The 12,862-nt window shown below is 46.1% G+C and carries 9 protein-coding genes and 1 pseudogene; 6 read left to right on the top strand and 4 right to left on the bottom strand.

Features of this window, described 5'->3' with window-relative positions:
- Window positions 1-293: 293 nt before the first annotated feature.
- Window positions 294-992: a Uma2 family endonuclease gene (locus tag J7545_RS22415; RefSeq protein ID WP_413039297.1), complete on the top strand. Its 699-nt coding sequence runs from the start codon at window positions 294-296 to the stop codon at window positions 990-992.
- 16 nt (window positions 993-1,008) lie between these two features.
- On the opposite strand, the gene J7545_RS22410 is transcribed toward J7545_RS22415, so the two are convergent.
- Entirely contained in the window at window positions 1,009-1,767 is a 759-nt protein-coding gene (locus tag J7545_RS22410) for an SDR family oxidoreductase (RefSeq protein ID WP_318698396.1), read from the bottom strand.
- Between the two features lie 298 nt (window positions 1,768-2,065).
- On the opposite strand from J7545_RS22410, the gene J7545_RS22405 reads away from it, so the two are divergent.
- The 3 genes and pseudogenes from J7545_RS22405 to J7545_RS22395 all read left to right on the top strand — a co-directional run bounded on the left by J7545_RS22405 (window position 2,066) and on the right by J7545_RS22395 (window position 5,239).
- Window positions 2,066-3,694 carry an iron ABC transporter permease gene (locus tag J7545_RS22405; RefSeq protein ID WP_318698397.1) on the top strand — a complete coding sequence of 543 codons (1,629 nt, stop codon included), beginning with the start codon at window positions 2,066-2,068 and terminating at the stop codon, window positions 3,692-3,694.
- A gap of 119 nt (window positions 3,695-3,813) precedes the next feature.
- Window positions 3,814-4,467, top strand: coding sequence for a PEP-CTERM sorting domain-containing protein (locus J7545_RS22400; RefSeq protein WP_318698398.1), 654 nt, complete (start codon window positions 3,814-3,816; stop codon window positions 4,465-4,467).
- A 214-nt stretch (window positions 4,468-4,681) separates the two neighbouring features.
- A pseudogene (locus J7545_RS22395) lies at window positions 4,682-5,239 on the top strand (pyridoxamine 5'-phosphate oxidase family protein).
- A 276-nt stretch (window positions 5,240-5,515) separates the two neighbouring features.
- Here J7545_RS22395 and J7545_RS22390 read toward each other — a convergent pair.
- Complete coding sequence (locus tag J7545_RS22390; RefSeq protein WP_318698399.1) at window positions 5,516-5,812, bottom strand: hypothetical protein; 297 nt, start codon at window positions 5,810-5,812, stop codon at window positions 5,516-5,518.
- Window positions 5,813-6,460: 648 nt separating this feature from the next.
- On the bottom strand, window positions 6,461-10,492 hold the full coding sequence (locus J7545_RS22385) for a magnesium chelatase subunit H (protein ID WP_413038666.1): 4,032 nt from the start codon (window positions 10,490-10,492) through the stop codon (window positions 6,461-6,463).
- Between the two features lie 478 nt (window positions 10,493-10,970).
- Between J7545_RS22385 and J7545_RS22380 the strand changes: the two genes are divergently transcribed.
- Complete coding sequence (locus tag J7545_RS22380) at window positions 10,971-11,225, top strand: hypothetical protein (RefSeq protein WP_318698401.1); 255 nt, start codon at window positions 10,971-10,973, stop codon at window positions 11,223-11,225.
- Window positions 11,226-11,279: 54 nt separating this feature from the next.
- Window positions 11,280-11,774: a hypothetical protein gene (locus J7545_RS22375; protein WP_318720132.1), complete on the top strand. Its 495-nt coding sequence runs from the start codon at window positions 11,280-11,282 to the stop codon at window positions 11,772-11,774.
- On the opposite strand, the gene J7545_RS22370 is transcribed toward J7545_RS22375, so the two are convergent.
- Complete coding sequence (locus tag J7545_RS22370; RefSeq protein WP_318698403.1) at window positions 11,707-12,702, bottom strand: site-specific DNA-methyltransferase; 996 nt, start codon at window positions 12,700-12,702, stop codon at window positions 11,707-11,709. The two genes, J7545_RS22375 and J7545_RS22370, sit on opposite strands and share 68 nt — an antisense overlap.
- Window positions 12,703-12,862: the final 160 nt, after the last annotated feature.

Below are 12,862 nucleotides of genomic sequence, written 5' to 3'. Positions count from 1 at the left end.
ACCTTTACGGAAGAAGAAACCAGCTTCTATCCCAAGATTAGAGGTGAAGATGTATATTTGGTGAGCAAATCCACTACTATAATATTGTTCCAAGTGCCCATGAGCCTTTAGCCATGTAAGGATCTCCTCTTCTGTAAACCCCTGGAGATGCTCTCTAAGCGCTTTTCGTTGGGAAACTAGATCGACTAAGTGAAACTGCTTTGCCATCAGGTTTGCTCTGTTAAGTAATTAAGTCATAAGGTAATACAAATATGGTTAACCTATCTCAAAAGCAGCAGACTACTCTGCCAACGATGTACGATTTACCCAGTGAAGAAGTAGGAGAGTCCGGTTTGCCTGACGAGTTCCATCCCCTACAAGCGACCTTGTTGCGCTTAACCTTTCAACCGTTCACTTATCCCTCTGAACAAGTATTTTCGGGAATGGATCTCAATATCTATTATGACCCGAATAATACTCGGCGATACAAGCGTCCCGACTGGTTTGGAGTCGTGGGAGTCCCCTACTTTGATAAAGAACAGGATTTACGGCTCAGTTATGTAATCTGGCAAGAGGGCGTTAATCCTTTTATCGTTGTAGAACTGCTCTCTGCGAGTACCCAAAAAGAAGACTTGGGAGAAATTGAGGCTGAACCGGATGAACCTCCAACCAAATGGCAAGTGTATGAAGAAATTTTGCAAGTGCCCTATTATGTGGTTTACGATCGCCAAAATTCTTCTTTCCGAGCCTTTCACCTGCAAAATCAGCGCTATCAAGAGTTAGAAATACTAGATAATCGCTTATGGTTAGCAGAACTGGGAGTCGGTTTAGGAGTATGGCAAGGCTCGTATCAAAAGGTCGATCGCCTCTGGTTGCGATTTTATGATGCTTCAGGCAACTGGATTCCTACGCCAGAAGAACGGGAGCGACAACGAGCAGAACAGGAACAAGAACGGGCTGAACGGTTTCGACGTTTACTTCTGGAAAACGGTATTAACCCTGATGAGCTTTGAAGTGAGGTCATTACTGTTATGTCGTAAAACCACCGTCAACGACTATAGATTGACCTGTGATAAAACTCGCCTCATCCGAACATAACCAAACCACCGTATTCGCTATCTCTTCTGGCAAGCCAATGCGTCCGAGGGGATAAAGCTGCTCAATCATAGCCGCTTTGTCTTCCAGATTTGGCACAATACGATTAACCATGTCTGTTTCTATCGCTCCAGGACAAACGACATTAATCCTGATACCATCCCGAGCGTGTTCAAGAGCAAGGGATTTAGTCAACCCAATAATTCCATGTTTGCTGGCACTGTAAATCGCTAAATTGCTTGCCCCCCTCAACCCAAGTGCAGAAGAATTATTAACGATCGCCCCTGTGCCTTGCTTGAGCATCTGAGGAATTTCGTACTTCATAGATAACCAAACTCCTTTCAGATTAGTATTGATAATCAAATCCCAATCTTCTTCCCCCTGTTCGATGGCAAGTCTGACTACGCCTTCAGTCCCAGCATTATTGAACGCATAATCTAAACCTCCGTACATTGCTACCGTTTGAGTGACCAAACTTTCTACCTCGGCAGCCTGAGTAACATCGGTTTTTACGAAAAGCCCCTCACTGCCTGCTTCTTTGATCAGTTCGACTGTTTCCTCCCCTTCTTTCACCTGGGGACTACCAATGACTACTTTTGCTCCCTTGCCAGCAAAAGCCAAGGCTGTAGCGCGTCCAATGCCGGAACTGCCTCCAGTGACGAGGGCAATTTTGTTTTCTAGGGGTTGGGTCATATTTTTAGTTTCAAATGTAGTATGATTAATCCTCAATTAACACCAAGCTTACAGCGCTTCGTGCCCTGCTCAAAAAATAGACCTCTTGCATAAGTGGGTAGAAAATAAATAGCCATGGAATAATTCTGTATTTTTACAGCGCTTTGCGCTGTTATGAGGGACAGTGTTGAATCCTCAAAGCTATGTACCAAAAGCCTATTCCCTATTCCCTATTCCCTATTCCCTAGCGCAAAGCGCTATATCCCTATTCCCTGACTTCTGCAAGAAATCTAATGAATTCAACGAGGTGCCCTTAATTATGATCTGGTTTTCTAAAGGATGGACGATCGCCGTCATCGCGATCGCTCTGTTGATTGCAACTCCCATTCTCTGTGTTGTTGCCAGTAGTTTCACTAACACGGGAGACATTTGGTTGCATCTGATGGAAACAGTGTTACCTCGCTATCTGTTGAACTCGTTTGCTTTAATGGTGGGAGTAGGAACAGGGGTATTACTGATCGGTGTCGGATGTGCCTGGTTAGTGACGATGTGCGAATTTCGCGGAAAGCGGTGGTTTGAGTGGGCGCTGTTGCTCCCTTTAGCTGTCCCCGCCTATGTTTTAGCCTACACCTATACGGAATTCCTGGAATATTACGGTCCGGTGCAAACCACGCTGCGAAGTTTGTTCGGCTGGGAAACGGTGCAAGATTACTGGTTTCCTCCCGTGCGATCGCTCGTTGGCGCTATTATTCTCCTTAGTTTAGTTCTCTATCCCTACGTCTATTTATTAACACGAGTCGCTTTCCTGGAACAAGCCACTTGTACCCTCGAAGCTAGCCGCTCCCTCGGCTGTAATCCCTGGGAAAGTTTCCGTAAAGTGGCGCTCCCTCTGGCTCGACCCGCAATTATGGCGGGATTGTCTTTAGCCCTAATGGAAACTCTGAGTGATTTTGGGACGGTACAGTATTTCGGTGTAGATACGTTTACGACAGGTATCTATCGCGTCTGGTTTGGTATGGGAGAACATGGAGCTGCCTCCCAGCTCTCCTCTATTTTATTGATGTTTGTTTTCGTCCTAATTATCCTAGAGCGCTGGTCTCGTCAGCAAGCCAAATATTACCAAAATGGCGATCGCTTCCGAGCCATTCAACCCTATCGATTAACTGGAATACGAGGACATTTGGCGGCGATCGCCTGTCTGGTTCCGATGGGCTGTGGATTTCTACTCCCAGGTGGACTACTACTGCAAATGGCGATCGCCAACCCGGATACCCTACAAGGTCGGTTTTGGGAATATGCCCAGAATAGCTTGATTCTTGCTGGTCTGACTGCCCTGTTAGGAGTCATTTTAGCCGTGGCGATCGCCTACGGAGTGCGCTTAAACCCCACCGTCCCCATGAACAGTGCCGCGCGACTCTCCTCCATGGGATACGCCATCCCCGGCTCCGTGATTGCCGTCGGTATTCTCATTCCCCTGGGAATTTTTGATAACACTGTCGATGCTTGGATGCAAGCTACATTCAGTATATCTACGGGACTACTCCTCAGTGGCACTATTTTTGCCCTGATCTTCGCCTATCTGGTGCGCTTCTTAGCAGTTGCTTTTGGAACGGTAGAGTCGAGTCTCGGTAAAATTACCCCCAATTTAGACTATGCCTCCCGCAGCCTCGGCTACGGAGTCACCCAGACCCTGTGGCGCATCCACGTCCCCCTAATGCGCGGTAGTCTATTAACGGCGGCTCTCCTGGTATTTGTGGATGTGATGAAAGAACTCCCCGCCACCTTAATCATCCGTCCCTTTAACTTCGACACCCTTGCTATCCGCACTTATCAACTGGCTGCCGATGAACGCCTCGCCGAAGCAGCCGGCCCAGCTCTAGCATTAGTGGTCGTGGGGATTTTACCCGTGATTTTGCTGAGTCTGAGAATTCGTAGATTTAGCTCCTAATGTAACGTTTTATTACAAAATCAGTGATTTTGCAGAAAATCAGCTCCGAAAAACTGACTAACTTATTAGAGGCTTCGATTGCCTCTGTGGTTGAATACTCAGTATAGGAGTCATAACGTATGAATTTATTTAATATCAAATCCTTACCACTCGGATTAGCTGTAGGCATCAGTACTACTCTGGGTTTGGCTACCGAAATTCCTTCAGCATCTGCTCAAACTATCCTCCTTGAAGATAACTTTAATGCTGAAAATGGTGGTGTTGGAGAACTCAACTATTTTGATTTGGCCAATTGGGATGTAGTTGATGGTTCCGTTGATTTGATTGGTAACGGATTCTTTGATTTCTTTCCTAGTCAAGGACTTTTTCTAGACCTAGATGGTACAACTCGCAATGCAGGGACTGTTGTTTCCAAAACAGCATTTACATTCAATCCAGGTCAAATTGTGGAGTTAAGTTTTGACTTGTTAGGACAAAACCCTGGTAAAACACAAAACAATAATCTGACTGTTTCTTTGGGGACTTTGTTTGAAGAAACTTTTTCTGTACTCGATGCTGGACTGATTACTCGGCAGTTTACTGTAGAACAACTGACAACAGCAAATCTAATTTTCGATCATACTGGAGGAGACAATGGAGGATTAGTCCTTGATGACGTAATGTTGGCAATCCGAAACCCCTCCAAATCTGTACCGGAACCCTCTTCTATTGTAGGATTACTAGCCTTCAGTGGGTTGGGTTTCCGTTCCCTGCGTCAACGGAAACCGTTCTAAAGTAACTCGACTTCTCGGATTTAGAACCTGCTAAATTTGTTGATCTCTGACGCAGTCCGAAAGAGCGATCGCCTAACCTATCCTAATTTAGCAGAAGTGGCGATAAAACTCCGTTTCACTGCGCGATCGCTCATATAATTAAAGGCATCTCTATTTATTCAAATTCTGAAAATCAGTAGACAGGGCAACCATTGAAACAGCATAGGAGATGATTATGGCTCGCAAATTTGCACAACTTGCTTTTACGCCCGAAGTCAAAGCTGTACAAGAACAATAAGGATCTCGCCAAACCTATGAGCGCTATGTTGCCAAAGGCCCCAGTAATGATACGATTACTCCCGAACTAGCCGACTTTATCGTCACCCTAGACGGAATCTATTTAGGAACGGTTAGCTCCAATGGTTATCCCTACATCCAATTTCGCGGAGGGGAACCCGGTTTTCTGAAGGTATTGGATGAAAAAACCCTAGGCTTTGCCGATTTTAGTGGCAATGCTCAATACATCACCGTGGGTAATCTATCGAGCAATGATAAAGCCTTTTTATTTCTAATGGACTATCGTCACCGCAAGCGGGTGAAGGTATGGGGAAGAGCAGAAGTCGTAGAAGGAGATACGGAGCTTACCCAAAAATTACAAGTCCCCAACTATCCAGCAAGCATAGAGCGAGTCATTCTATTCCATGTGGAAGCTTACAGCGAGAACTGTCCCCAACATATTCCGATTCGCTATTCTGAAGGTGAGATTGCCGAACTGGTGGCTCGCAAAGACTGAAACCGAACATATGATAGGGCGCTTTAAATGATAATACTGGGTCTCTCTGGCGCGATCGTCACTATTTATAAAGAATTATACAATAATTGAGAGATCGCGCTTTCATGAATAGATAAACTACGAATCGGGTGTCTTTCACGCTGTTTTGGAAGGTAGATTTCCGGCGATTCTGGTAAGGGCAATTTTCCCAGTTGATATTTAATCATCGCTGCCCACACAGAAACTACGCTGAGATAAGCTTCGTTATCTTGATTGCTAATCGCATTACGACATCTTTCATCCAGTTGGCGATTGTGCGTAATCAGCCAGAGAAAAATATGAGTATTCAAGAGGATTTTCAAACAATTTTATAATTTCTTCAGGAAGGGGATCGTTAAAATCATCAGGCACAATAAATTCACCCTCACATAAACCAATAGGACGAGGTGTTTTCTGAGGTAGGTTGGTTGATATCGGTTGAATTTCAGCAATCGGCCGATCTTCCTGAGTAATGATTAATCGATTACCTTCTTGAATCAATTTGATAAATCCAGATAAATTTTGTTGAATTTCATCTATGTTTAGGCTAATCATGGCTTGTTTGAGTTGGATGATTGCTTCGTTGATTTAAAGTAACGATTTTTTTGTAAACTTTAGGTTTTTCTTCTGCCCAATGATTAAATTGTTCAAATGCTTGGGGATCAAATATAGCGCTTCTCTCTTGTATGGAGTACAGCTTGAAGCCTTAGACCCTAAGCAATACAAGCTATTCCCTATTCCCTATTCCCTATTCCCTAGCGCGAAGCGCTATACTATATTTCTCATGCCATTCTTGTTCAGTAATGACAACTAAACCCTCTTCCTTTTCTACTCTTTCCATTGCTTCTAATAATTGTTTTTTATTGGCTTCTGTAGAAAATAAATATTCTGTCGTATCTTCAGTGACAGAATCGACTAAAATAATGACCTCTATGTTTTGACCTTCGGGTAATTCAGGAGCATAAACTTCTATTTTTCCTGATTTGCCAACAGCAGTATTGTGTTTAATTGCTTTAATTATTTGTTATGACTTCAATAGCAACAACGGATTAGGGTATGGGTTTATTCCTCCCCATCCTTCTCTAAATGCACTATTTTAGCTGAAACAATGCACTACGATCTATAAAACGTAGAGACAAGGTACGCCTTGTCTCTACCCAATGATTCGCAATTATGCTCAGATGACGTGAGAATTAACCCAATCTAATCATCAATTCCCTCAATGCGGTCTTCTGCTTCCTGATACAACTGGCGCAGACGGTCGAGGTTTTCCTCGCTAGTTTCCCAGTATCCGCGACCATTCACTTCTAGGAGAGTGCTAACCAGCTTACGGAAGGAATGGGGATTGAGGTTGAGCAACCGTTGACACATAGCCTCATCCTTAATGAAGGTGTCGTTGGTTTCCTCATACACCCAGTTGTCCACTGCTCCCGCAGTCGCACTCCATCCCGAAGTGTTCACCAGGCGCTTGGACAACTCCCGAACTCCTTCATAGCCGTGGGAGAGCATTCCCTCGTACCATTTGGGATTGAGCAGTTTGGTGCGCGCATCTAGGCGCACGGTTTCGGATAAGGAGCGCACCTGACCTTTAGCAGTGGTGGTATCGGCAATATAGGCAGCCGGTTGTTTGCCATCTTTCCGTAAGGAACTCACCACCTTGGTGGGGTCGCTGTCGAAATAGTGGGAAACATCGGTCAAGCTAATCTCAGAAGAGTCTAAGTTCTGGAACGTGACTTCCGCACTCTTGAGGGAAGACTCGAACACCTGACGGCTTTCCTTCATGATGCCAGGATTATCGGCATCAAAGGCGAAGGATTTCCGGTTGAGATACATCTCTTGCAGTTCAGTTTCTTCTTCCCACGAGGAGTTTTCTACCGCCAGGTTGACGTTGGAGGAGTAGGAACCACTGGCATTCGAGTAAACCCGACTGGCCGCTTGACGCAGGTTAATGCCTAATTCGTCGGCTTGCTGCATGGCATGTTTGCGGACAAAGTTCATTTCTGGGTGTTCGTCCGCTTCAGCAGCCATTTTCACGGCTTTATCCATCAGCGCCATTTGATTGACAAACAGATCCCGGAAGACTCCAGAACAGTTGACCACGACATCGATCCGAGGTCGTCCCAATTCTTCTAGGGAAAGTAACTCTAGCTTATTCACCCGTCCCAAGGCATCGGGAACCGGTTTAGCGCCGACAAACCAGAGGATTTGCGCTAGAGATTCGCCAAAGGTTTTGATGTTGTCGGTTCCCCAGAGAACGGTGGCAATGGTTTCGGGGAGTTGACCGTTGTTGGTGGCTTTATGGCGCTCCAGGAGTTGATCCACCACTTTTTTGGCTGACTTGATGGCTGCTTCAGTGGGAATGGACTGGGGATCGAGGGCGTGAATATTTTTACCGGTGGGCAGTACGTCGGGGTTACGGATGGGGTCACCACCGGGCCCAGGGAGGATATATTGACCTTCGAGAGCGGACAAGAGACCACCCAGTTCGTTATCGGCGCAGACCTGTTCGAGACAGAATTCTAGATATTCCATCAGGGTCTTGAGGGCCGGTTCGTCCACGTTGGTGTAACCCAAGTCATGGAGTTTGGCAATCCATGGTGCTTTTTTACCCATGTTGAAGAAGTTCAACCGAGAAACTAAGGAGACCCGACCTTCAGCGTTGGTTTGTTCTTCCACCAGGGCAGTGACGGCGGCGCGGGTGGCTTGAACAATGTTGTTATAGAGTTCTACGTCTTCGAGTACCCCTAAATCGCTGCTTTCATAGATTTGGTCGATGTCGCGGTCGATACTGCGGGCGACGATCCGGGGCAGGCTTTCGATGCCGTCTTCGGGGCGATCGATGTTGGCGATATTGACCAAAGTGGCGATCGCCTCGGTCGCTGTCGGAGGTTTCCCAACTACATGCAAGCCACAAGGTAACAAGCGCGACTCAATCTCCATCAGTTTGTTGTACACCTGACCCACGAGATTATCCCGTTCTTCCAACGATAGGGCGGGGGCGGGTTCTGCAATTGTTTGGTCTTGTCCCCCAGATGTTGGTGAACCCGCCCCTACCAGGGCTGGGATATCCTGATCCAGGTTCACTTGACGACATTTCTCGATAATTGTCAGCACAATTTGTTCGCCCCTGGGGGTGTCCTTAAGCTGTTGATAGGAACCGATCAACTCACTTAGTTCGGCTAACCCTTTATACAAGCCTGCATTTTCCGCTGGAGGAGTCAGATAGGAAATGGTGGCTGCATAACCACGCCGTTTCGCGATCGTGGCTTCAGAAGGGTTATTCGCTGCGTAGTAGTAGAGGTTAGGAATCGAACCAATCAGATTATCCGGGTAACACTCGCCCGACATCCCCATCTGTTTCCCTGGCATAAATTCTAGGGAGCCATGGGTTCCGAAGTGCAGCACCGCATCTGCGCCCCAGATTTGCTCTAGATAGGTGTAGTAAGCGGCAAAGCCATGGTGGGGAGACGCAGAGCGCGAGAACAGCAGCCGCATGGGGTCACCTTCATAACCAAACGTAGGCTGTACTCCGATAAACAGGTTCCCGAAGTGTTTCCCATATACCAACAGATTTTGACCATCGCTATTCAGATGTCCCGGAGGCGGGCCCCAATTTTCCTCTAGACGCTCGGAGTAGGGAGTCAGGCGCTCATATTCCGCCACGGACATGCGATGGGCAATATTCAACTCTGGGGAAGCATATTGGGCGCTGGCATCGTGGATCACTGCTTCCATCAGATCTTTGGGCGATTCGGGCAGTTCGCCAATATCATAGCCATTATCTCGCAGGGCGCGAACCACTTCGTAGATGCTGCCAAATACATCTAAATAAGCTGCTGTTCCCACATTACCCTTATCGGGGGGGAAGCTAAAAACCGTGATGGCGATTTTCTTATCCAGTTTGGGTTTGCGCCGCAGGTTAGCCCATTTGAGGGCACGAGCAGCAACAGACTCAATGCGATCTTGAAGGGCGATCGCCTTTCCAGTGGCTGCATCTCTTCCCGATAAAATAATCGGTTCAATAGCTCCATCCAGTTCAGGAATGGCAATCTGAAGGGCCACTTGTACCGGGTGCAGTCCCAGCTCGGAGGCTTCCCACTCTTCCGTCGTTTGGAAAACCAAGGGTAGAGCCACCATGTAAGGCCGGTTGAGGCGCTTGAGGCTCTCTACCGCTTTCGGATGGTCTTGCCGAGCTGGCCCGCCGACGAGGGCAAACCCGGTTAAGGAAATTACCGTATCAACGATGGGTTTTTCCGTGCGTTGATTCCAGAAATAGGCATCCACCGGTTTGGAGAAGTCGAGACCGCCGGCGAATGTCCCAATGACTCTGGCTCCTCTAGATTCGAGTTCTTGAACAATAGCCACATAATGGGCATCATCCCCGGTCACCAGGTGGCTGCGCTGCAAGACAATACCGACACAGGGAGCGAGGGGGTCTTTGAGGTCATCAGAAATATCATCCCGGCTGTTGTACCAGTCAAAATAGTCCTGTTGGTCTTCAAACATTTTTGGGGCCATGGGATGCCAGATGCCCATGTCTGGATAGACTACCGGGTCAGAGTAGCTCAGTTTCTGCTCGCTATCGAGAACATATTTATCCGCCAACATCAGCACGAAGTTGGTCAGGTTTTCCGGAGAGCCACCCAGCCAATATTGGAACGAGAGCATGAAGTTGCGGGCATCCTGAGCCTTTTCGATGGGCATGTATTTCAGGACTTTGGGCAGGGTACGCAGGAGTTTGAGCATTCCGTCTTGGAAGGAGGAACCGCTCGATTCCTTACGTTTTTTCATGAACGAGGCGATCGCGCTCTTCGATTGTCCCAATTGCGCCATGCTAAAGCTACCGAGCTTATTCAGGCGCATTACTTGGGGCATGGAGGGAAAGATCACCGCTGCATCGAGGCGATCGCGATGGGGGGCAACCGTGGCAACAATGCGATCGGCCAAATCTTCAATGAAAATCAAGGAGCCAATGAAGATATTAGCCGTCTCCATATCCCGCTCAAACTCGGCATAGTTTTCCGGGTTGCGTAGCTCTTCAATCAAGTACCCGCTCAGTTCTATACCCACTTGATTTTGATGTTTGGCTGCACTGCGGTTAATCGTTTGAGCCGCTTGGGTAAGGGCACTTTGGTATTGTGCCTCCATGACGATGTACACAATTTTAATAATTTTCCGCCCCTCGCCCCCTTTCTCAATGACTGGGGGAGCAGACGATAGGTCTGGAGAATCCATCTCTTGGGTGACCAGTTCTGCGGCGATCGCCTTCAGGGTTTCCCCATCTATGCCATTAGCTGGCTCTGTTTCTGGTACAGTGACACGACGAATGTTGGATTTAACCTGGGTGTACATATTGGAGGTTCCTCTACGATCCTTATTCCCTTGGGTATGTATTTCGGCTATCGCCGACATGAATATGATTCCGACTAGGGGGGAGGTTTCCCGTATCCGCTCTAGGGCGGGAAACACCAAATAGATATTGTAAGATACCCCTACTCTATTACCCCATTATCTGGGAAATGGGTCATTTTTTTTAACCCTAACTGGTTAGGGTAACGTGGATAAGAGCTTTTGAGCAATTTTAACCCTTCTGGAGTCCCACAAAGGTCTGGCTCTCTGCTGGCAAAGGGTTCTGATTTCTGAGTAAGGGAGGTCGTGATCGCGCGATCGTTAAGAATCTTTGATAAAATAAGACGTAAACTTTGACTCAATTATGGTCGATCCCAGCCAACTGGATAACATCTTACAGCAGTATTATCAATCCTTCACCGACAAAGTATATGCGGATGAAAATAATGATATTGATTTATTAATGGACATACCCCTCTTCTGTCACTTTCCCAAAAAGGGGCCTCAAACCCTCATTCTTTCATTGGCGATCGCAGGCTGTAATGACGGAAATTCGTTAGAATTTCCAAGAGTGACAGAAGAGGGATACAGCAGTTTCCTCTGCTATGAGGTACATTAATGACGGTTTTTAACAATATCTAGAACAGCTCTGAGCTTCTACCAAGTCTGTTGTTTGCTCCCCCCATCCCCCTATCCCCCCATCACAGCGCAAAGCGCTGTATTTGGTATCACTCCCGCATTGAAGCGTAAAAATCGCCAATATTGGGGTAGAGAGTTAGGTATGTGTTGGCAAAAGTTAATTGTTGAACTCTGTCGCCAAACTTGTGATAATTTTGCACCAGCCTTACGCTTTAATGGTGATGAACCTTGTGATTTAATGGTTGGTCAACGGGCGATGGATACCAAGTATCGCATTGGATCGGGTGATTCTGGAACCCTGAAGAAATTCAAAATCTATGGTAGACTTCTGAAAGAACCAAATTATGAACCCATATTATTAATTGTGCGTGAAGATAACCTACCTGCAGCTATCAGTGCTTGTCAGTCTGGTGGGTGGACTATTTTCACAGGAGAATCTACATTTGAGTACCTGAATCAACTCACTGGTTTTGATCTGAAAACGTATCTAATGGCAAAAGCATCTGCGTATAAGATTGATCGGGTTTAACTTGAGGAGATTGTAGATTTTCTGATGTAGATTCTGTTTCTGCCAGACGTTTTTCAATAATATCCACATACTCTGGGACAATTTCAATCCCTAAATAACTCCTTCCCAGTCGTTTCGCTGCTACCAGCGTAGTTCCTGAACCCGCAAAAGGATCTAATACAATATTCTCAGTCGAGGGAGGAACAAAAAGATCGATCAATTTTTCCATTAGAGCCAAAGGTTTGACCGTGCAATGGACATTGTAATCTACATTTTTTCCCCGTGGAATATCTTCCAAAATATTAGATTGAAAGGAACCATCTTCATCGATCGTATGAAATAATCCCACTCCATATTCAAGCAGAGTTTCCACATAGTTATTCACCAAAGGTTTTTGCAACACCACAATGGCTTCCCATTCATTTCTTAAACAACTATGCCAGCCTTCCCATTCTTGAGAATTAGCTACCCCTTTTTGCTTCAGTTTAGATTGGAGATTCAGTCCTTTAGGAATCCCACTGGAACGGCGATAGACTAAGCAATCTCGTGCATAAAAGCCAGCTTTTTCAAGAGCAATTTGAACATGAGCCATAGTTCGAGTGCTATTAAAAGCAGCAACAATTGCACCCGGTTTACACACTCGAAACACTTCAACTGCCCATTCATGACACCATTGCTCATAATTGAGAATATTTTCCCTGACTCGTTGGTACCATTGAGCATTACGAACTCCGCCAGCTAAACCACTTCCATAAGGAATATTTTTCACGAGAGTACTACTATTTTTGGCTCTATTAAGTCGTCGCTTAATCTCTGGAGCATTCCATTTGTGCCCAATAAATTCATAGTTGTAGGGTGGATCGGTAATACATGCAGAAATAGAGTGTTCTGGAAATTGGCGTAAGACTTCTCGGCAATCACCTGTAAAGATTTGATTATTGTGTTTCATGCCTACTAAGTTTTTTGTAACGATACAGCGCTTTGCGCTGTAATGGTGTACACTGAAGAAAAGAATGTTATGGAGGAGCTAATGAAAGCATACAGCGTAGACTTACGAGAGAAAATAGTCAAAGCGCATTTAGTAGAAAACTATTCAATCAGACAAGTAT

It is taken from the genome of Roseofilum sp. SBFL (assembly GCF_017746885.1).
GTDB lineage: Bacteria > Cyanobacteriota > Cyanobacteriia > Cyanobacteriales > Desertifilaceae > Roseofilum.
Note: the sequence above shows the minus strand (reverse complement) of the source record. Positions and strands in the feature narration are given on the sequence as shown.